Annotated in this window: 16 protein-coding genes and 1 riboswitch; of the genes, 10 read left to right on the plus strand and 6 right to left on the minus strand. The window is 75.2% G+C overall.

The features are described from left to right. Positions 1-195 precede the first annotated feature (195 nt). The 5 genes from FGE12_RS26240 (at position 196) to FGE12_RS26260 (ending at position 7,371) form a co-directional block, all read left to right on the plus strand. Complete coding sequence (locus FGE12_RS26240) at positions 196-1,386, plus strand: hypothetical protein (RefSeq protein ID WP_153869360.1); 1,191 nt, start codon at positions 196-198, stop codon at positions 1,384-1,386. A 90-nt stretch (positions 1,387-1,476) separates the two neighbouring features. After that, entirely contained in the window at positions 1,477-1,872 is a 396-nt protein-coding gene (locus FGE12_RS26245; RefSeq protein ID WP_153869361.1) for a hypothetical protein, read from the plus strand. A 99-nt stretch (positions 1,873-1,971) separates the two neighbouring features. After that, positions 1,972-3,246: a TolC family protein gene (locus FGE12_RS26250; protein WP_194798297.1), complete on the plus strand. Its 1,275-nt coding sequence runs from the start codon at positions 1,972-1,974 to the stop codon at positions 3,244-3,246. Beyond that, positions 3,236-4,339: an efflux RND transporter periplasmic adaptor subunit gene (locus FGE12_RS26255; protein ID WP_153869363.1), complete on the plus strand. Its 1,104-nt coding sequence runs from the start codon at positions 3,236-3,238 to the stop codon at positions 4,337-4,339. Before FGE12_RS26250 ends, FGE12_RS26255 begins: the two co-directional genes overlap by 11 nt. Next, positions 4,336-7,371, plus strand: a complete 3,036-nt coding sequence (locus FGE12_RS26260; protein ID WP_153869364.1) for an efflux RND transporter permease subunit — start codon at positions 4,336-4,338, stop codon at positions 7,369-7,371. The genes FGE12_RS26255 and FGE12_RS26260 overlap by 4 nt, the downstream gene beginning before the upstream one ends. Before the next feature lie 67 nt (positions 7,372-7,438). On the opposite strand, the gene FGE12_RS26265 is transcribed toward FGE12_RS26260, so the two are convergent. Together FGE12_RS26265 and FGE12_RS26270 are read right to left on the minus strand one after the other, a co-directional pair. Then, on the minus strand, positions 7,439-7,726 hold the full coding sequence (locus tag FGE12_RS26265; protein ID WP_153869365.1) for a DUF2171 domain-containing protein: 288 nt from the start codon (positions 7,724-7,726) through the stop codon (positions 7,439-7,441). 96 nt (positions 7,727-7,822) lie between these two features. Continuing rightward, positions 7,823-9,286 carry a wax ester/triacylglycerol synthase family O-acyltransferase gene (locus FGE12_RS26270; protein ID WP_153869366.1) on the minus strand — a complete coding sequence of 488 codons (1,464 nt, stop codon included), beginning with the start codon at positions 9,284-9,286 and terminating at the stop codon, positions 7,823-7,825. 161 nt (positions 9,287-9,447) lie between these two features. On the opposite strand from FGE12_RS26270, the gene FGE12_RS26275 reads away from it, so the two are divergent. From FGE12_RS26275 to FGE12_RS26290, 4 genes are all read left to right on the plus strand, one after another. Beyond that, the gene (locus tag FGE12_RS26275) at positions 9,448-11,361 is read left to right on the plus strand and encodes a potassium transporter Kup (protein WP_194798298.1); all 1,914 of its coding nucleotides are present in this window, start codon (positions 9,448-9,450) and stop codon (positions 11,359-11,361) included. An 87-nt stretch (positions 11,362-11,448) separates the two neighbouring features. Then, a riboswitch (cyclic di-AMP (ydaO/yuaA leader) is annotated at positions 11,449-11,596 on the plus strand. Continuing rightward, a complete protein-coding gene (locus tag FGE12_RS26280) occupies positions 11,596-13,575 on the plus strand; it encodes a potassium transporter Kup (protein WP_153869367.1) in 1,980 nt (659 codons plus the stop codon). Its footprint overlaps the riboswitch before it by 1 nt. 143 nt (positions 13,576-13,718) lie before the next feature. Then, positions 13,719-14,033 carry a hypothetical protein gene (locus FGE12_RS26285; RefSeq protein ID WP_153869368.1) on the plus strand — a complete coding sequence of 105 codons (315 nt, stop codon included), beginning with the start codon at positions 13,719-13,721 and terminating at the stop codon, positions 14,031-14,033. Positions 14,034-14,071: 38 nt separating this feature from the next. Continuing rightward, complete coding sequence (locus FGE12_RS26290) at positions 14,072-14,758, plus strand: response regulator transcription factor (RefSeq protein WP_153869369.1); 687 nt, start codon at positions 14,072-14,074, stop codon at positions 14,756-14,758. Here the strand turns inward: FGE12_RS26290 and FGE12_RS26295 are convergent. Next, the gene (locus FGE12_RS26295; protein ID WP_153869370.1) at positions 14,755-15,633 is read right to left on the minus strand and encodes a DUF1003 domain-containing protein; all 879 of its coding nucleotides are present in this window, start codon (positions 15,631-15,633) and stop codon (positions 14,755-14,757) included. The genes FGE12_RS26290 and FGE12_RS26295 overlap by 4 nt on opposite strands. Before the next feature lie 185 nt (positions 15,634-15,818). Between FGE12_RS26295 and FGE12_RS30520 the strand changes: the two genes are divergently transcribed. After that, complete coding sequence (locus FGE12_RS30520; protein WP_370459156.1) at positions 15,819-16,109, plus strand: CBS domain-containing protein; 291 nt, start codon at positions 15,819-15,821, stop codon at positions 16,107-16,109. Positions 16,110-16,112: 3 nt separating this feature from the next. Here the strand turns inward: FGE12_RS30520 and FGE12_RS26305 are convergent, their stop codons facing one another. From FGE12_RS26305 to FGE12_RS26315, 3 genes are all read right to left on the minus strand, one after another. After that, a complete protein-coding gene (locus tag FGE12_RS26305; RefSeq protein ID WP_153869372.1) occupies positions 16,113-17,534 on the minus strand; it encodes a GAF domain-containing sensor histidine kinase in 1,422 nt (473 codons plus the stop codon). Positions 17,535-17,762: 228 nt separating this feature from the next. Continuing rightward, on the minus strand, positions 17,763-18,635 hold the full coding sequence (locus FGE12_RS26310) for a YsnF/AvaK domain-containing protein (RefSeq protein ID WP_153869373.1): 873 nt from the start codon (positions 18,633-18,635) through the stop codon (positions 17,763-17,765). Between the two features lie 232 nt (positions 18,636-18,867). Further along, the gene (locus tag FGE12_RS26315) at positions 18,868-20,388 is read right to left on the minus strand and encodes an erythromycin esterase family protein (RefSeq protein ID WP_153869374.1); all 1,521 of its coding nucleotides are present in this window, start codon (positions 20,386-20,388) and stop codon (positions 18,868-18,870) included. Positions 20,389-20,397: the final 9 nt, after the last annotated feature.

Genomic DNA, 20,397 nt, shown 5'->3' on the forward strand with positions numbered 1-20,397 from the left:
GACCAGCCGGGCCGCGATGAGGGGCCTCTCATCCGCGCCTCATCCGGGCCCCGCTGCGGAAGAGGCGGGGGCACACCCGGGTTGCGACCGTCCCGAACGCAGCAGGGCCCGGTGACCGGGCACGGATTCCCCCGTGTCCCCACCCGCCCGCTGCGCGCGGCTCCCCCCTCCCCACCTCCCCGGAGCATCCTCCCCATGCCCCTCCCCCCGTTCTCCGTCCCCTCCCTGCGCGCGCGCCCCGCGCTCCGCTGCGCACTCGCGCTGCTGCTGTGCGCCCTGGCCGCGTGTGGCAGCCCCGACGACACTCTGGACCCGGGTACGCCCGGCGGAGCACCCACCTCCGCGGGCCAGGCGGCGCAGCCCGGCACGGGAGGCGCCGCACCGGATGCGGGCAGCGGCAGCGCAGCGACGAGCCCGGGCAGCCCGGGCGCGGTGAGCGCGGCGGCGCCCGCGGGCTCCCTGGTGAAGCGGCTGCAGGCCCAGCCGATGGCGGCCTCCGGCAGCGAGGGCTGGCTGGCGCCCACCGCGCTGCAGCTGCACGCCTTCGCGCAGGCGCTGGCGGCGCTGCTGGACGCGCCAGGCTCCGCGCAGGCGCGCCAGGAGCTCGCGCAGCTGGGCTTCTCCACCGCGGACTTCCGCGACAGCGCCAGCGGCACCCCGCTGCTGCTGGTGGAGGACGCGGCGCAGGCGCGCGGCGCGGGCACCGTGGTGCTCAACCTCGCCCCCGCGCGCGACCTGTGGCTGGAGGCGCCGCACGCCACGTCCGACACCGGCACGGGGGACGAGGCGGCGCGGCTGCTCGTCTCGCTCGGCGCGCGGGCGCTGGTGGTGACGGGCGCGGACCGCTGCGCCTCCGCGGCGCTCACCCCCTGCACCGCGGGCGCGACGAGCGCGTGCGGCGGGCAGCTGCGCGTGTCGGACGCGGCGCACTACACGGAGAACTTCTTCACCGCCGCGCACCGCGCCCTGCGCGCGGCGCTGCCGCACACGCCCGCGCTCAGCGTGCACGGCTTCGTCACCGGCGGCACCGAGGCCGCGGTGGTGAGCGACGGCACCCGGGCGTCCGCCGCCCCGGGCGCGCTCACCCTGCGCGTGCGCGACGCGCTCAACCACCGCCTCCCCCAGGGCCGCGCCACCTCGTGCAACGACCCCGCGGACACCGCGTACCGCCCCCTGTGCGCCACTACCAACGTGCAGGGGCGCATCGACAACGGGGCCGCGGACGCCTGCCTGCAGGGGGCGGGGAGCGCCTCGGGTCTCTTCCTCCACGTGGAGCAGGCGCCCGCGCTGCGGCGCGCCGGCGCCAGCGAGGACGCGGTGGAGGCCGCACTGATGGACAGCTTCACGTGCAGCCTGCCGGGCCCGGCGCGCGGCTGCGGCGCGTAGGTGCACACATTGGAGTCTTCTCATCCGATCCGGCGTGCGGTGCGGAGTGCGCCCACGCATCCTGTTCGGCGAGAGGGGCTCGAACCCGGGATGAGGCCAGTGGATGCGCGGGGCGCGGAGGTGGTGGTCCTCGTGCTGCACGAGGACGACACCTACCGCAGGGCGGTGGTGCAGCTGCTCTACGAGGAGGGCTTCCACGCCGAGGGGGTGAGCACGCTCCTGGCGGCGGCGCTCCGGATGCGGGCGCTGCGGCACCAGGCGCTGCGCGCCGTGCTGCTGATGGAGCGTGAGGTGCACGGACGTCCTGTGAACGAGGCGGTGCGCTTCCTGCAAGCGATGCAACCGGAGGCGCTGCGCAGCACGGCCTTGGTGCTCGGCGCCGCGCCGGGCCAGGCGCTCGGGGACGTGGCGGACGCGCACGTCCTGCAGATGCCCTACACCCCGGACCAGCTCATGGCCCTCCTCAGACAGCTGGTGCACGGCTGAGCGGATGAATGAGAGGCTTCTCATCCCCTGCCGCCCGCCGGGGCGCTAGGAAGGGGGGCGCAGGCCCCGGTTCGCGGCCCGCAGAAGTGGAGGCCTCGCGTGTGGCTCCGGCCGTTCCTCCCGCTGCTGCTGGCGCTGCTCGGCGCACCGACGCTCCGCGCCGAGCCGGCCACCGCGACCGGGACGCAGGCCGAGCCACTCCCAGCGAGCGAGCCGCGGGCAGCCGAGCCGCTCGCGCTGGAGGCCGCGCTGCTGGAGGCCGCGGCGCACGCGCCCGCGCTGGCCGAGGCCCGGGCGCGCCAGGCCGCCGCGCACAGCGAGGTGGGGGCCGCGGGCGCGCTCGCACCCAGCACGGCCTCGGTGGGCGCGGGCTTCAACGACCCGCGCTGGAGCGTGGGCCTCGCACAGCGCTTCTCCGCCTTCGGGGCGCGCAGCGCGCGCGTGGCCGCGGCGGAGGCGGGCGCGCGCGGCGCGGAGGCCGAGGCGCGCGCGGGCGCAGCGGGCGTGCGGGCCGAGGCGCGCCGCGCCTACTTCGCCCTGGTGCGCGCCGAGGCGCAGCTCTCGGCCGCCGAGCGCGCGCTGCAGCTCGCGCGCTCCGGCGAGGAGGCGGCGCAGGCGCGCTTCGACACGGGGGCCGCACCGGAGCTGGACCTCATCCAGGCGCGGCTCACCCGCGCCAACGCCGAGGCCGAGCGCGAGACGCAGGAGGGCGAGCGCAGCGCGCGCTCGGCGGAGCTCGCGGGGCTGCTGGGCCGGGACCCCGCGCGGCCGCTGCAGCCCGTGGGCAGCGCGCCTCCCCCGCCCCTGCCCGCGCTGGCGGCGGTGCTCGCGCGCGCGGCCACCGCGCCCCAGGCGCTCGCGGGTCAGGCCCAGGTGGAGGTGGCGGACGCGCAGCTGCGGGCGGCGCAGCGCGAGCGCTGGCCCGCGCCCACCGTCGGCGTCTCGGTGGAGGCCGAGGGTCCCCCGGGTGAGCAGCGGCGCTACCTGCGCGGAGGGCTCGAGCTGGAGCTGCCCCTGCTCGGCCTCAACGGCGCGGAGGTGCGGCGCGCCGAGGCCACGCTGCGGCTCGCGCAGGCACAGGCGGAAGCGGACGCGCGCAGGCGCCGCCCCGCGGTGGTGGCCGCGCACCTGCGCCTGGAGGCTGCGCTGCGCGCGCTCGCGCACTACCCGAAGGAGATCCTTCCCGCCGCCGAGCGCGTGGAGCAGATGGCGCTCGAGGCCTACCGCGCGGGCCAGGCCCCGCTCAGCGCCCTCAACGACGCGCGCCGCGCGAGCGCCGAGACGCGCGACCGGGCGGCCGAGGCGGCCTGGGCCGCGCAGGCCGCCTTCGCCGACCTGGAGCTCGCCGCCGGAGTCCCGCTCGATGCCCCCTGAACGCCGCCGCCTCCTCCCGCTGCTGCTGCTGCTCGCGCTCGCGTGCAAGGCCCCTGCGCCCGCAGCCGAGGAGGAGGCCTCGGCGCCGCGCCCGCGCGTGCGGGTGGAGCAGGTGAAGCGCGGGCCGGTGGAGCGCACGCTGCGCCTGCCGGGCGCGCTCGCCCCCGCGCCGGGCCGCGACGTGAGGCTGGGCGCGCTGGTGGCCGGGCGCCTCGCCCGGCTCGACGTGGCCGAGGGCGAGCGCGTGCGCGCAGGGCAGCTGCTGGGAGTCATCGAGGCGGGGCCCTCGCGCGACGAGCTGCAGCAGGCGGAGGCCGGGCTGCACGAGGCGGGCGCGGCGGCGGAGGCGGCCCAGGCGAAGCGCGAGCGCACCGAGGCGCTGCTCGCGCGCGGCATCGCGGCGCGCCAGGATGCGGAGGCCGCGCGCACGGACGAGGCCACGGCCACGGCGGCGCTGCGGCGCGCGCGCGCGGAGGTGGACCTCGCCCGGCGCAAGCTCGCGCGCAGCGAGCTGCGTGCCCCCTTCGACGGGGTGGTGCTCTCGGTGAGCGTGGCGCAGGGCGAGGCGGTGGAGGGCAACGGCAGCCCCGTGCTGGAGGTGGCCGCGGTGGACCCGCTGGAGCTGCGCGCGCTGCTGCCGCCGGAGCAGGCGGCGCTCCTGCGCGTGGGGATGCCCGCCACGCTGCGGGCAGGCTCCCCGGAAGCGCAGGCCGAAGCGCAGGCGCCGCTGGGCGCGCAGGTGGTGGCGGTGAGCCCCGCGGCGGACGCGGCGAGCGGGCACGTGCTGGTGCGGGTGCGCGCGGCGAACCCCGCCGGCGCGCTGCGCCCGGGGCTGCTGGGCGAGGCGCTGGTGCGCGTGGGAAGCGAGCCGGACGCGCTCAGCGTGCCCTCCAGCGCGCTGCTGCCCTCGGAGGACGGGGGCGCGGCGCTGGCGCTGGTGCAGGAGGGCAAGGCGCACCGGGTGCCGGTGGCGGTGCGCTTCGAGCAGGGGGGCCGCGCGGTGGTGCAGGGAGACGTCGCGGACGGGGCGAGCGTCATCGTGGAGGGAGGCTACTCGCTGCCCGAGGGCAGCGAGGTGGAGGTCCTCAAGTGAGCGAGGGCGGCGCGAGCGGCGCACTGCACGCGCTGCGCCGGCACGCGGCGGGCTTCCTCGCGCTCGCGCTCGCGCTGTGCCTCTTCGGGCTCTGGGCGGCGCAGCAGCTGCCCAGCGGGCTGTACCCGGAGGTGTCCTTCCCGCGCGTCGTGGTGGCGGCGACCCTGCCGGGCGCGAGCGCGGAGACCCTGCGCCTCTCCGTCACGCAGCCGGTGGAGGAGGCGCTCTCCACGGTGCTGGGCGTGCGCCGCGTGCGCTCGCGCACCATCCGCGCGGCGGCCGAGGTCTCGCTCTGGTTCGAGCCGGACGCGGACATGGACGCGGCGCTCGCGCGGGTGAACGCGCGCCTCGGCGAGGCGCAGGGCGGGCTCCCGCGCGACGTGGAGCTGCGGGCGGAGCGGCTCACGCCCTCCTCCTTCCCCATCCAGACGGTGGCGGTGACCGGGAGCGCCCCGCCGGCGCAGCTGCGCGAGGTGGCGCTGTACACGCTGCGCCCGCGGCTCGCGGGGCTGCCCGGCGTGGGGCGGGTGGAGGTGCTGGGCGGGGACGTGCGCGAGGTGCAGGTGGTGGTGGACCCGGTGCGCCTGGAGGCCGCGGGGCTGGGCATGGACGGGCTCGCGGCCGCGGTGGGGGACGCGCTGCAGCTGCAGCCCGCGGGGCGCCTGGACGTGCGCTACCAGCAGACCCTGGTGGTGGTGCGCGGCGCGGTGGTGGACCCGGCGCGGCTCGCGGACGTGGTGGTGGGGGGCAAGCCCGGAGCGCCCGTGCGGCTCGGGGACGTCGCGCGCGTGGAGGTGGGGCACGAGGACCGGCTGCAGCTCACCAGCGCGGACGGGCGGCCGGCGGCGCTGGTGAGCGTGGGGCGGCGGCCCGGCGCGGACGCGGTCACGCTGGCGGCCGCGGTGCGCGAGGAGCTCGCGCGGCTGCGGCCGGACCTGCCCCCGGGCGTGCAGGTGCGGGTGGTCTACGACCAGGCGGGGCTCATCGGCCGCTCGGTGGCGCACGTGCGCGACGCGGTGGCGCTGGGAGGGCTGCTCACGCTGCTGGTGGTGGGCGCCTTCCTGCGCTCCTGGCGCGCCACGCTCGCCGCGGCGGCCGCCCTGCCGGTGACGCTGCTGATGACCTTCGGCGCGATGCGGCTCGCGGGCCAGGGCATGAACCTCATGAGCCTGGGCGGGCTCGCGGTGGCCATCGGCCTGGTGGTGGACGACGCGGTGGTGGTGGTGGAGGCCATCTTCCGCCGCGTCGCCGCGGGCGCCGAGCGCGAGGAGGCCACGCGCGAGGCGCTGCGCGAGATGGGCTGGCCCGTCATCAACTCCACCCTCACCACCGTGGTGGTGTTCGCGCCGCTCTCGCTGCTGTCCGGGGTGAGCGGACAGTTCTTCAGCGCGCTCGCCTTCACCCTGTGCGCCGCCGTGCTGCTCTCACTCGCGGTGGCGCTCACCCTCACCCCGCTCCTGTGCACGGCGCTGCTCTCGCGAAGGCCCGCGCACGCGGCCGCCCGCGCGGGGGTGGGGCGCTACGCGGGCGCGCTCGCGCGGGTGCTCGGGCGGCCGGGGCTCGCGCTGGGGGTGCTCGCGCTCGCGACGCTGCTGCTCGCGCTGCTCGCGCGCGGCGTGGGCACGGGCTTCCTGCCCGAGCTGGACGAGGGCGCCTTCGTGGTGGACTACTTCGCCCCCACCGGCACCTCGCTCGCCGAGTCGGACCGGCTGGGGCGCAGCGTGGAGGCGGCCGTGGCGGCGCTGCCCGAGGTGGCGGTGACGAGCCGGCGCCTGGGCGCGGAGCTGGGGCCGCCGGCCGCGACCGAGCCCTCCAGCGGCGACATCACCGTGACGCTGCGCACCCAGCGCGCGCGCAGCGGCGAGGAGGTCATCGAGGAGGCGCGCGGGCGCGTGGAGTCCGCCGCGCCCGGCGTGCGCGTGGAGTTCATCGAGCTCCTGCAGGACGTGCTCAGCGACCTCGAGGGCAACCCGGACCCGGTGGAGGTGCGGCTGCAGGGCCCGGACGACGCGGCGCTGCGTGCCTTCGCACCGCAGGTGGCCGCGAGACTCGAGGGCGTGGAGGGGCTCGCGGACCTCTACGACGGCGTGGCCGGCTGCACCCCGGAGCTGCACCTGGACGTGGACCCGGCGGCCGCCGGGCGCCTGGGCCTGAGCGCGCGCGAGGTGGCCGAGCAGGTGCGCACTGCGCTGCTGGGCGAGGTGGTGGGCGCGCTCCCGCAGGGCGGCCACCTGGTGGGCGTGCGCGTGCGCCTGCCGGACGCGGCACGCTCGGACGCGGGCGCGCTGGAGCGGCTGCGGCTTCGCGCGCCGTCGGGGGCCTTCCTCGCGCTCGCGCAGGTGGCGCGGGTGACGCGCGCGTGCCCTCCCTCCGAGCTGCTCGCGGACAACCTGCGCCCGCTCGTCGCCGTGACGGGGCGGCTCGAGGGGCGCGACCTGGGCAGCGTCACGCGAGACGTGGAGGCGCGGCTCGCGGGGCTCGCGCCACCGCCGGGCGTGGAGCTGCGCCTCGGAGGGCAGCGCGACAGCCAGCAGCAGAGCTTCCGGGACCTCGCGCTCGTGCTCACGCTCGCCTGCTTCGGCGTGTTCCTCGTGCTCAGCTTCCACTTCCGCAGCCTCGTGCTGCCCCTGCTCATCCTCGGCGCCGCCCCCGTGGCGCTCGCCGCGGGCGTGGCGGCGCTGCGCGTGGCGGGCGTGCCGCTCAACGTCTCCTCCTTCATGGGCTGCATCCTGCTGGTGGGGCTGGGGGTGAAGAACGGCATCCTCCTGCTCGACCGGGCGGAGGAGGGACGGCGCACGGGCGTGGGCGCGCGGGAGGCCGTGCTCGCCGCGGCGCAGGTGCGCCTGCGGCCCATCCTGATGACCACGCTCGCCACGCTGCTGGGGCTGCTGCCGCTCGCGCTGGGGCTGGGCGAGGGCGCAGAGCTGCAGCGGCCGCTCGCCATCGCGGTGCTCGGGGGGTTGAGTGTGTCTACGCTCGCGGTGCTGTTCGGGCTGCCGCCGGCGTACGCGCTGGTGCGGCGGGGGCGCTAGGGCACACGGCTTCGCCCGGCCCCCTCACCCCGACCCTCTCTCCCAGGGGGAGAGGGAGGACACGGGCTCACAGGTTGTTCGGCTCGCCGCTGAAGTCCGACTGGCCGTGGGGCGGCAGCGCGCCGCCCACGTCGTCGTCCTCGGGGGTGAGGTCCAGGGGGCCGGCGGCGAGCATGAGGTCTCGCCCCTGCACCCGCTCCACGCGCGCGTACGGGATGAGGTAGTCGCGCGCCGAGAGGTAGCCGCGCTCCATCTCGAAGTGCGTGTCCCCCACCGCCGCCACGTGGCCCAGGCGTCTGCCCTGCGCGTCGAAGACGAGCATCCCCTCGTGTACCTGCTCGGGGTCGATGTGCATCCGGTCCTCCTCTCGCCGGCCGCGCGCCACAGGTGACGGGGCCCTCTGACCCTTCAACAGCGGAGGGCAGCCGGCCCCATCGCCCTCGCCCGCCCGTCAGCCCTGCACGGAGGCCGCCGCGTCCAGCGCGGCGCGCAGCGTGGCGAGCTCCTGGTCGAGCGCCTCCACCAGCGCCTCCGGGTCCGGCACCAGGCCCGCGTCGCTCGCGATGCCCACCGTGACGCTCCCCGCGTAGCTGAGGATGCTCACCCCCAGGCCGAGGTGGCCGGACTGCGGCACCCAGAACATGAGCCCGGAGAGCCGCTCGCCCGCGAGCCACACCGGCTCGCGGGGGCCCGGCACGTTGGTCATCACCGCGCTCGCCTTGTGCCCGAGGAAGTCCACCAGCGCGCGTGTGCCCAGCATGCGCACCGGCGTCTTGCCCAGCAGCTGCAGCAGCCCGAAGGTGACCCCGGCCTCGGGCGAGCGCTTGAGCGCATCCATGCGGCGCTTGAGCTCCAGCAGGCGCGCGCGCGTGCCCAGCGTGCCCACCGGCAGCTGCAGGAAGACGAGCCCGAAGTGGTTGCCCAGCTCGCGCGGCAGCGGGCGGTCCAGGCGGCGCAGGTTCACCGGCACCAGCGCGCGCACGTCCTCGGCCGGATGCCCGCGCGCCTCCAGGTAGCGGCGCAGCGCCCCGCTCACCGCCGCGAGCAGCACGTCGTTCACGGTGCAGCCCGCCCCGCGCCCCAGCGCCTTGAGCTGCGCGAGCGGCAGGGGCGCACTCCACGCCGCGCGCTTCTGCGCCCCCAGCGGTCCCTTGAGCCCCGCGCGTGGATCGCGCCGCATCCCCACCAGCTTGCCCAGCGCGCGCACGCCCTGCGCGCCGCGCGCCGCCCCGCGCCACAGCCGCGTGGGGTCCTCGGCGAGCTGCGCCGAGGCCGCTCGCAGCAGCCCGCTCAAGCCTCCGCCCTCCTCGCGTGGCGCCGTGGCGGCCGGCGCCTCTGCGGCCGGCGCCTCCGTGAAGCCCCCGGTGGGGTCCGCGAGCGCGCGCGCCTCGCCCTTCGCGTCCTCGGTGAGGCTGAGCAGCACGCGCGCGAGCGCCACCCCGTCCCCGATGCAGTGGTGCAGCCGTACCACCAGCGCGCTGCCGGCCGCGCTGCCATCGCCCCCTGCCCCATCCGGCGCGTAGCCGTGCAGCACGTGGAAGTGCCACAGCGCGCGCTCGCGCGGCAGCGGCGTGCTCATCAACGCGCTCACGCGTGCGGCGAGCGCCGTGCGGTCTCCAGGCGCTTCGAGGGTGAGCTCGGTGAAGTGCTCGGCGAGGCGCGCGGCGTGGCCGGGGTGCGTGGGGTCTGCGAGCGCGGGGTCCGTCTCCCAGTAGGCAGCGCCCCCGAGCATCACCACGCGCTGGGCGAAGCGGGGAAAGCGCGCCACGAGCCGCCGCTGCAGCGTGGCCTTCAGGCGCTCCAGGTCCACGCGCGTCTCGAACCAGAGCAGGCCGGTGATCATCATGAGGTTCGTGGGCTCCTCCAGGTGGAGCCACGCCGCGTCGATGTCCGCCATCCGGGTCCGCTCGCTCATGCGCCCCGTGGCTTCGCACGGCGGGAGGCAGCGGAAAAGGGCGAAGACCGCAAGCCCCGGCCTCACGGACGGTTCGTGTGCAGCCACACCCCGTGTCGCGTGGGGACCCCTGGCGTGCACTCGCCCTGTTCGCGGGCGCCGGGGATGGCTAGAAGGGGGCCGTGAGTCATCGAGAAGACGCGGCGACGCTCCCGGGGCCGGATGCACTCAAGCGCGTGGCGGCGCTTGCGCTGGGTGCACTGGGCATCGTGTACGGGGACATCGGCACGAGCCCCCTGTACGCGCTGCGCGAGTGCTTCCACGGCCCGCACGCCATCGTGGCCACGCCCACCAACATCCTGGGTGTGCTCAGCCTGGTGTTCTGGAGCCTCATCATCGTCATCTCGGTGAAGTACATCGTGTTCGTGATGCGCGCGGACAACCGGGGCGAGGGCGGCATCCTCGCGCTGATGTCGCTCGCGATGCAGCGGCCCGGGCAGGCGCGCGCGCGCGGCGCCACGCGCCCGGTGCTGGTGCTGCTGGGGCTCCTGGGCGCCTCCCTCCTCTTCGGCGAGGGCGTCATCACCCCGGCCATCTCGGTGCTGAGCGCCGTGGAGGGCCTGAGCGTCGCGACGCACGCCTTCGAGCCCTACGTCGTCCCGGTGGCGCTGCTCATCCTGGTGGGCTTCTTCCTCCTGCAGCAGCGGGGCACCGGGGGCATCGGGGCCATCTTCGGGCCGCTGATGCTGGTGTGGTTCGTCAGCCTCGCGGTGCTCGGGGTGCGCGAGCTCCTGCTCAACCCCGCGGTGCTCGGGGCGCTGCTGCCCACGCACGCGGTGCGCTTCTTCCTCGAGAACCGCGTGCACGGGCTGCTCGCGCTGGGCACGGTGGTGCTGGTCATCACCGGCGGCGAGGCGCTGTACGCGGACATGGGCCACTTCGGCCGCCGGCCCATCCGCGTGGCCTGGTTCACGGTGGTGCTGCCCGCGCTCATGCTCAACTACCTGGGCCAGGGGGCGCTGCTCTTGCGCGACCCCTCCGCCGCGCGCAACCCCTTCTTCCTCCTCGCGCCCAGCTGGGCGCTGTACCCCATGGTGGTGCTGGCCACGGTGGCGGCGATCATCGCGAGCCAGGCGCTGGTGTCCGGCGCCTTCAGCCTCATCCGCCAGGCCATCCAGCTCGGCTACAGCCCCCGCCTCGAGGTGGTGCACACCAGCGCCGAGGAGCAGGGGCAGATCTACCTGCCGGGCATCAACCGGGTGCTCTTCGTGGGCGTGATCGTGCTGGTGCTGGGCTTCCGCTCCTCGAGCGCGCTCGCCGCGGCGTACGGCATCGCGGTGACGGCGACGATGACCATCACCTCCATCCTGCTCTATGTCGTCGCGCGCGAGCGCTGGGGGATGCGGCGCGCGCTCGCGCTGCCGATGGTGGCGGTGTTCCTCACCATCGACCTGTCCTTCCTCGGGGCGAACGTGGTGAAGGTGCTGGACGGCGGCTGGGTGCCGCTGGTGCTGGCCACCAGCATCTTCACCCTGCTCACCACCTGGAAGCGCGGGCGGGAGCTGCTGCACTCGAAGCTGCGCCACTCGGCGCTCACCATCGAGGAGCTGCTGGAGAGCTTCGGCGAGCACCCGCCCACGCGGGTGAGCGGCACGGCCATCTTCATGACCGGCAACCCGGACAGCGCCCCGAGCGCGCTCCTGCACAACCTGAAGCACAACAAGGTACTGCACGAGCAGACGGTGCTGCTCACCGTGCTCACCGAGGACGTGCCGCACGTGCCGCCGAACGAGCACGTCACGGTGGAGAGCCTGCCGCTGGGGCTCAAGCGCGTCACCGCGCGCTACGGCTTCATGGAGGACCCCTCCATCGCGGACATCCTCAAGCGCTGCCGGGAAGCGGGGCTGCCCTTCAACGTGATGAGCACCAGCTTCTTCCTCGGCCGCGAGACGCTGATTGCGACGAAGAAGCCCGGCATGGCGCTGTGGCGCGAGGCGCTCTTCGTCTGGATGAGCCGCAACGCGCGCAGCGCCACGGCCTTCTTCCGCATCCCGGCGAACCGGGTGGTGGAGATGGGCACCCAGGTGGAGATCTAACTCCCCGAGAGCACAGGGAAATCCGGTCCTGTGGCACGACGCGGCGCGGCGGGCGCACTTGCGTCGGGGGCCCGTGGGCGATATCCCGCCGCCCCAACGCCGAGTCCGGCCTTCAGGGCAGGAGCGGGGGACCCGTGCAGTCGGGGCGAGTCGCGCGAGGTTACAGCGCGTAGGGCCACTCTCCTTTCCGGCCCGAGCCCGTCAGCTAACCCCGCAGGCGTCGAGGAGAACGCAATGTCTTCCGACCCCAGCAGTCAGGGGCCGGGCTCGCCGCGCTCGGTGACCCCGGCCGATTCCCCCTCCTATGCTCCGGACGCGCCGCGCGCGCACGGCGGCCCGGACACGCACAAGCGCCTGGTGGCGCTGGCGCTGGGCGCGCTGGGCATCGTGTACGGCGACATCGGGACCAGCCCGCTGTACGCGCTGCGCGACTGCTTCAGCGGCGAGCACGGCATCGCGGCCACCCCGGAGAACGTGCTGGGCGTGCTCAGCCTCGTGTTCTGGGCGCTGCTCATCGTCATCTCGGTGAAGTACCTGGGCTTCGTGATGCGGGCGGACAACCGGGGCGAGGGCGGCATCCTCGCGCTGCTCGCGCTGGTGGTGAACCGCACGCCCACCGGGAAGCGCTCGAGCGTGCGGCGGCCCGTGCTGCTCGCGCTGGGGCTGTTCGGCGCGGCGCTGCTCTATGGCGACGGGCTCATCACCCCGGCCGTCTCGGTCCTGAGCGCGGTGGAGGGGCTCAACGTGGCGACGCACGTGTTCACGCCCTACGTGCTGCCCATCACGGTGGTCATCCTGCTCGCGCTCTTCCTCGTGCAGCGCCACGGGACGGGGGACATCGGCACGGTGTTCGGCCCGCTGATGACGGTGTGGTTCCTGGTGCTCGCGGTGCTGGGCGCGCACGAGCTGGTGCAGAACCCGCACGTGCTGCTTGCCGCGAGCCCGCTGCGCGCCGCGCGCTTCTTCGCGCACAACGGGCTGCACGGCTTCCTCATCCTCGGCTCGGTGTTCCTCGTGGTGACGGGCGGCGAGGCGCTGTACGCGGACATGGGCCACTTCGGCTTCCGCCCCATCCGGCTCGCCTGGTTCAGCCTCGTGCTGCCTGCGCTGCTGCTCAACTACTTCGGGCAGGGGGCGCTGCTCTTGCGCGACCCCACGGCCGCGCGAAACCCCTTCTTCCTCCTCGCGCCCTCCTGGGCGCTCTACCCGCTCGTGGCGCTGTCCACGGCGGCCACGGTGATTGCCTCGCAGGCGCTCATCAGCGGCGTGTTCAGCATCACGCGCCAGGCCATCCAGCTGGGCTACAGCCCGCGCCTGGAGGTCGTGCACACCAGCGCCGAGGAGAAGGGGCAGATCTACCTGCCGGGCGTGAACACGGCCCTGCTCATCGGCGTGGTGCTGGTGGTGCTGGGCTTCCGCTCCTCGGGCGCGCTCACGGCGGCGTACGGCATCGCGGTGACGGCGACCATGGCCATCACCACCTGCCTCGCGTACGTGGTGGCGCGCGAGCGCTGGGGCGTCAGCCGCGCGGTGGCCATGCCGATTGCCGCGGTGTTCCTCGCGGTGGACCTGGGCTTCTTCGGGGCCAACGTGGTGAAGGTGGCGGACGGCGGCTGGCTGCCGCTGAGCCTCGGCGTGGTGCTCTTCACGCTGATGACCACCTGGAAGCGCGGGCGCGAGCTGCTGCAGAAGAAGCTGCGCGGGATGAGCCTCAGCATCCAGGACCTGCTGGAGAGCTTCGGCGACCACCCGCCCATCCGCGTGCCCGGCACCGCCATCTTCATGACCGGCAATCCGGACATCGCGCCGAGCGCGCTCTTGCACAACCTGAAGCACAACAAGGTGCTGCACGAGCAGACGGTGCTGCTCACCATCGCCACCGAGGACGTGCCGCACGTGCTGCCCACGGAGCGCGTGAGCGTGGAGAGCCTGCCGCTGGGGCTCAAGCGCGTCACCGCGCGCTACGGCTTCATGGAGGACCCGAGCATCCCGGACATCCTCAAGCGCTGCCGGGAGGCGGGGCTTCCCTTCAACGTGATGGGGACGAGCTTCTTCCTCGGGCGCGAGACGCTCATCGCCACCAAGAAGCCCGGCATGGCGCTGTGGCGCGAGGCGGTGTTCGTGTGGATGAGCCGCAACGCGCGCAGCGCCACGGCCTTCTTCCGCATCCCGCCCAACCGGGTGGTGGAGATGGGCACCCAGGTCGAGCTCTAGGCCGAGCTCGCGCCGCCGGGCCCGGGCGCGGGCCTGCTCGCCGCTCCGCCGGGCAGGTGACCTCCCGCCGGGTCAGGCCCCTCCAACCCTGGTCAGCTGACCAATGGGCGCGCCCGTCCGCGGGAAGCAAGGTAGCGCCAGCCATGGCCTACCGCATCGCCCTAGCACCCGAGTTGGCCGAGCTGGTGGCGGAGCTGCCGCGCTCCGTGCTGCGGCGCATCGACGCGCAGCTGGAGCGGGTGGCGGCGCTGGCCGAGCTGATGCCCCCGGAGGCCCCCTGCTGGGCTCCCTTCCGCGCGGCGCCGGGCAGCGACCTGCACTTCTACGCGGGCGACTGCTGCGTGCGCTTCGAGCTGCATGCGGACGCACGCTGCGTCTGGGTGCGCAGCCTGGGGCGCATCCGCCTCGGGTTCAACGCGCGACACTCGCGGCTGGCCGTGCCGGGCACGAGTGCCTAGCCTTGGCTGCTGGGCGCGAGCGCGCCCCGGGAGCCCCCATGCGAGAGAGCGCCGTGGAGCCGGACATCCGCATCGCCATCCTCGAGGACCAGCCCATCTTCCGCGACACGCTGGTGGCGCTGCTGCAGGCGGAGGACCTGCAGGTGGTGGCCACCGCGTCCAGCACGGAGGAGTTCCTGCGCCAGATGGACGCGCTGCAGCCCGAGGTGGCCATCGTGGACCTGCGGCTGGAGCGGCCCGGGGCGGGCATCGTGGAGAACGGGCTGACGGCGGTGCGGGAGCTGAGCCGGACGCACCCGGACGTGCGCCAGCTGGTGCTCAGCGGCGAGTGGGACCCGCGCACGGTGAGCGAGTGCTACGCGGCCGGGGCGAGCGCCTTCCTGTGCAAGCTGGAGGCGGGGCGCGACACGGTGCTCGCGGCGGTGCGGGCGCTGGGCCGGGGCGAGCAGCGGCTGCCGGACAACCTGGAGGACCTGAGCCGGCGCGACGCCGAGGTGCGGGCGCACGCCCACCCGCTCGCCCATCTCACGCCGCGCGAGCGCGACGTGCTGCGCTACGTGGCGCAGGGCATGGACAACCTCAAGGTGGCCGCGCACCTGGGCATCACCGAGCGCACGGTGAAGGCCCACGTCTGCAGCCTCTACCGCAAGCTGGGCGTGGAGAACCGCGCCGAGATGGCGCTCAAGGGGCGCGAGCTGGGCCTGCGCGGCGGGCTCGCCCACTAGGGGCGCGCGCCGCCGCCGGCGGGGCGGGAGGGCGCCGCCGCCGCGCCGCGCTCCAGCGCGTCCAGCCGCCCCATCACCTGCTCGTAGAGGTGGTCCACCTTCACGTGCAGCTGGGTCACCTCGAGGCCCGCGCGGATGTTCGCCTCGTACTCCGCGTCCGAGCGCACCCGCTCCTTCGCCTCGCTGCGGCTCTGGCTGATGAGCACGAAGCAGCTGAGGAAGATGGCCTCCAGGCTCACCACCATGGTGAGCAGCCCGAAGGGGTACGGGTCGAAGGGGGCGACCGCGGGCACGGCGCCCAGGTTCAGGGCGATCCACACCGCGAACCAGACGGCGTGCATGAGCAGGAAGCGGAAGGTGCCGGAGAAGGCGGAGAGGAAGTCCGCCACCCGCTGCACCGGGGTGACCTGCTCGTCCACCGCCTGGTTCGGGGTGACGTTGGGGCGCTGGCGCAGGTGCCGGTCCGCCTCGCGCAGCCGGCGCCCCATCACCGTGAGCACGTCCATGGCGCTGCCCGGGTGGCGCTGGAAGAGCAGCTGGAGGTCCTGGCGGTCCACGCGCAGGGCGCGGGTCTCCTTCACCGCGAGCGCGTCCGCGCTGCGCGGGTCCCCGTCCAGGAGGCTGAGCTCGCCGAAGAAGTCCCCCCGGCACGCCGTCTCGAACACGATACGCTGGCCGGTGGTGTCCTCCACCGAGATCTCCACCTCCCCCTCCGCCACGATGTAGATGGCGCCGCCCGGGTCTCCCCGGCTGAACACCCGGGCGCCGGCCGCCACCCGCACCTCGTCCAGCTGGGCGGCGAGCACGGCGCGCTCGGCCTCGTCGAGCTCGGCGAAGAGGGGCACCTCGGTGAGCAGGGTGGCGTCCGCGGGCATGGGGGGCTCCGACTGCAGGGCTGGAGAAAAGGGGGATGCGCGGCAGACGATTCGGACAAAAGGAAAGGGCGCGCCGTTCCCTCGCGCGCAACCCTCGCCCGACTCCCGCTGGGAAGGCAACCCCGGCGCCTGCTCGGCAAGCGGCTTGCTACGCACGGCGCTCGCCAGGATGGCGGGAGGTCGTCGTGTCGCTGAGCAGCACCGAGTCGCAGGTCCTCATTTCCCAGGCCGTGTCCCTCTTTCCCCGAGACACCGTGCTCACCGCCCTGCGCGTGATGCAGCGCTACGGGCTCACCCGCCTGCCCGTGGTGGACGAGCAGCACGGGGAGCTGCTGGGGCACGTGAGCGAGGAAGAACTTTACCGCGTGTGGGCAGGGGCCCCACTCGCCCGGATGAGCGAGCTTCTCAACGTGCGCGCGAGCGCCTTCGAGCCGGACGCCTTCCGCCCGCCGCGCGGGCGCACCTGGCTGCACTAGCCCCTAGTTCAGGGCGTCGGCGGCCGGCTCCAGCGCCTCCGCACCGGCCTCCTGGCCGGGCCCTGCTGCGGGCCTGCGGGGCAGGGTCACCGTGAAGGTGGCGCCCTCGCCCGGGGTGCTCCGGACCGCCACCTGGCCGGCGTGCGCCTCGATGATCTCGCGCACGATGTAGAGCCCCAGCCCGAGGCCCCCGAAGTGGCGCGCGGACACCGCGCGCTCGAAGCGCTCGAAGATGCGCGCCTGCGCCGCCGCGTCGATGCCGATGCCCCGGTCCTCCACGGCGAGCTGCACCGCGCCCGCCTCCTCGCGCACCCGCACGCGCACCGGCTTGCCCGCCCCGTACTTGAGCGCGTTGGAGAGCAGGTTCGTCAGCACCTGTTCGAGCCGCAGCCGGTCCCACGACCCCACCAGCGCCCCGGGCGCCTCCACGCTCACCCGGCCACCCTGGCGCTCCGCCTCCTCGGCGAAGCGCGCCGCCACCTCGCGCGCGAGCGCCGCCAGGTCCACCCACTCGAGATTCAGGTCCAGCCGCCCCAGCCGGATGCGCGAGAGGTCCAGCAGCTGGTCGGTGAGGGCCGCGAGCCGCCGGCTCTGGCGCTGCAGCGCCTCCACCTTCGCCCCCAGGCGCTCGGGGGCGGCCGCCCCCTGCCGCAGCGACTGCAGGTGCAGCTGCAGGCTGGTGAGGGGCGTCTTCAGCTCGTGGCTCGCGATGGAGAGGAACTCGTCGCGCGCGCGGATGGCCTCCTGCGCCTCGCGGTAGAGCCGCGCGTTGTCCAGCGCGAGCGCGCAGCGCCAGGCCAGGTCCTCCGCGAGCCGCAGCTGCGCCTGCCCGTACTGCAGCTCCGCGCGCGTGGCGGCGAACACCAGCACCCCGAAGGTGTGCTCGTGCGCGCGCAGGGGCACCACCATCGCGCAGCGCGCCCCCAGCCCTCGCAGCACCTCGAGCTGGGCCGCATCCGCCGCGAGCTCCCGCAGCAGCAGGTCGCAGTCCGCCTCGATCCGCGCGCGCCCTCCCTCCATCACGCGGCTCACCCCGTCGCCCGGCCGCAGCGCGTGGGCGCCGAGCAGCGGCTCGCACGCGCCGCCCTGCGCGCGCACGAGCGCCACCCGCTCCAGCGTCCCCGGCTCGCGCGCGAGCTCCACCGCGCACCAGTCCGCGAGCTGCGGCACCGCGAGCTGCGCCACGGGCGTGAAGAGGTCCGGGAGCTCCAGGCTCTGAGAGAGCACGGCGCTCGCGTCCGAGAGCAGCCGCAGCGCGGCGAGCGCCTCCTGCAGCTCGGCCGCCGCGCGCTGCTCTCGCGCCAGCAGCCGCCGCGCGCGCCGCAGCGCCCGCGCGTGGAGCAGCGTGCACGCGGCCGCCGGAGCGCCGACCAGGAGTGCGGCGCTCGAGAGCAGCAGGCGGTGCGGGGACTTGAGGCCGGCCATCTGCCCTCGCTTCGTGGGCCCCGGAAGAGGTCCCGGTCCAGAGAGAGTGCAGACCTTGGACACCGCGCGCGCATTGGTCTGGCGAGCAGGGTCGCGCAGGACAGCGATGGCTGCCTGGGCGGCAGGGGATCGCGGTGGGCGCTGCGCGGGACGTGAAGAGCCGCCTCTCGCGCAGAGCTTCGACGCTCCATGCGAGGGCGGCTTCTGATTCACGGTGACGCGGGCGCGCTAGTAGCGCTTGAGCGGGTCGTCGTCCGGGGCGCGGAAGCCCGAGCGGGTGCGGTCCGCGTCCTCCACGTCGCCCTCGGTGCGCACGTCCACCTGCTCGCGCCGCACCGTCTCCGCCACGCGCCGCTCCTCCTCCACCGCGTCCTTGTGGACGACCACTTCGCCCTCGGAGACCACGCGCTTGCGCACGTCCACTTCCTCCTCGCGCAGCGGCACCACGATGGTCTCGTCCTTGAACGAGGCGCTCATCGCCGGGCGGCCCGGCTCCACGTTGCGCCGCTCCACGCGCACGCGCTCCTTGCGCACCGGGACGCTCACCTCCTGCTCCTCGCTCACCACCTCCTTCGTGATGCGCACCTGGCCCGCCTCGCGCTCGCGCTTCACCACGTCCAGCTCCTCGCGCGCCACGGGCACTGCGATTTCGCGGTCGTTGTCGAGCCGCTGCGTGCCCTGGCCGCTGAAGCCCTCGCGCGCGTAGGCCGCGTCGCTGCGGCCCAGGCCGTCGTTCAGCGTGGCGCCCTCGGTGGGACCCAGCGCCCGCGCGCCGGTGCGCGTCGCGTCGTTGGTGAAGGACTCACCCGTCATCGACTGGCTCGCGTTCATCGACGCAGAGCTGCCCAGGCCGGCCGTGCCGGTGGTCGAGGCGTACGAGGCATCGTCCGCGCTGCGCAGGCTGTCGCGTCCGTGCGAGAGGATGATCTCACCGTCGCGGATGTCCTGGATGTCGCCGAAGCGCGCGACGTAGTCCTTGGGGAAGAACAGCCCCTTCTCGATGTGGAAGGCGTCGTCGCCGACCGCGAACACCTTGCCCAGCTTCTCGCCGTCCGCGCTGCGCACCACCATGCCTTCTCGAATGCCAGAACGCTCGAACATGATCTCATCCCCTTTGGTCGTGTGAACCTTCGCCCGGGCCGGGAAGCGAGCGAGGAGGCCCACCCGCACCGCGCGGAGGCACCTCCTCGGCTCATTTCTCGTCCTCAGGGACAAAAGCTGGACACGCGCTGCGGGGTCGGCTCGCTCGCGCAAGTGTTCCCACCTGCCAGCCCGGAGCGGGCCAGCCGCGGCGGGGGCACGGTGGGAACGTCAGCAGGGCAGCCGGGCACCCTCACGCAGGCCCTCTTCCAGAAGGAGACGGAGGACGGGGGCGCAGGGCTTCGGGCGGAACTCTTTGACGGCGGCGCACGCGGTGGACGAGCAGGGCGATGACCGCGAGCATGAGCGGCGGGAAGAGCCAGCGTCCGTGGTCCTGCGCGTAGCCGGCGGCGCGGATGGCCGCCTGTAGCCGCGGCGAGGCGAAGAGCAGGCGGGGGGCGCTCACCTGGGGCAGGTAGAGCGCGGCGCCCAGGTCGCGCGCGAGCACCACCTCCGCCTGCCCGCGCACCTCGCTGCGGCTGGGCAGTGGGCGGAAGAAGTCCGGCGCGGAAGCGGCCGTGAGCCCGCGCAGGTCCACGAACGCGCTGCGGCCTCCCGTCACCCGCGCGAGCAGCGCCTCCGCGCTTCCCTCCCCTGCCGGCGCGAGCGCGCGCTCGGCAAAGGGAGGCACCGCGCGACCCTCCACCTCCAGCCCCCGCCCCTCGCCCACGAAGAGCCCCACCGTGTAGAGCTGCCCGGGCGCCGCGCGCTGCAGCAGCGCGCCGAAGGTGGGCGCGCCGTGCGCCTGCGCCGCCGGCAGCGCCTGCGCCTGGTGCGTCCACAGGAGCACCCGCCCTCCCGGAGCGAGCGCGCGCAGGGCGAGCGCGTGCCGGGCCGCGAGCGCATCGCGCGCGGCGAGGTAGGTGGTCCACTCGCGCCGCTCCCCCGAGGCGAGGTCGCGCGAGCACAGCTCCACCCGCGCGCGCAGCGCCTCCGGCACCCGCGCGAGCGCGGCGGCATGCAGCGCGGGCCGGGCGGCGCGCAGCGAGGGCTGCGCGGCGGCGATCCACCGCTCCACGCCTGCAATCGCCTCCAGCGCCTCGCGCTCGCTCGCCGCCGTGTCCGGAAAGCCCTTCGCGCGGCAGGCCACCAGGTCCTCCAGCGCCACGCGCCAGCGCACCGCCTCCGGAGGCCGCGGCGCGTAGCGCGCGAGCGCGGCGAAGAGGGCGTCGAACACCGGCCACCCCGCCAGGTACGCGCGCGCCACGCCCGGCTGTACGTCGAAGCTGGTGAGGTAGAGCGGGTGCGCCGTGCCCTGCGTCCCCTGCACGTACGCGAGCAGCGCGCGCATGCCCGGCGTCTGGTACGGCGCGAACCACGCGAGGTCCTGCGCGCGCGCGAGCCGCGCCTCCGCGCTGCCGCCCGGGTCGTAGAGCAGCTCCATCGCGAGCCACGCGTCCAGCGGGCTGCCCTCCAGCGCGAGCAGGTCGAAGCCCAGCGCCTCGTGCAGGTAGCGCACCAGCGGCAGCCGCGCGCGCGCCCCCTCCTCGCTCACCCGCAGCGGGTCCGCGAGCTGCACCAGCGTCCGCGCGCCCACCGCCTCGCGCAGGAAGGCGTAGTGCGCCTCCACATAGGGCTCGGTGAAGGGCAGCGGGTGCACCGCGGGCTGCGCGTGGGCGGCGGCGCCCAGCAGGAGCAGTGAGACGAGCACGGACCTCGTCGCGGCCGTGCGCAGCGCTCCGCGTCCTCGGGCGACCTTGCCGTCCACGGCCATTCCCTCACC

The sequence above is a fragment of the Aggregicoccus sp. 17bor-14 genome (assembly GCF_009659535.1).
In the GTDB taxonomy this organism is placed as follows: Bacteria; Myxococcota; Myxococcia; order Myxococcales; family Myxococcaceae; genus Aggregicoccus.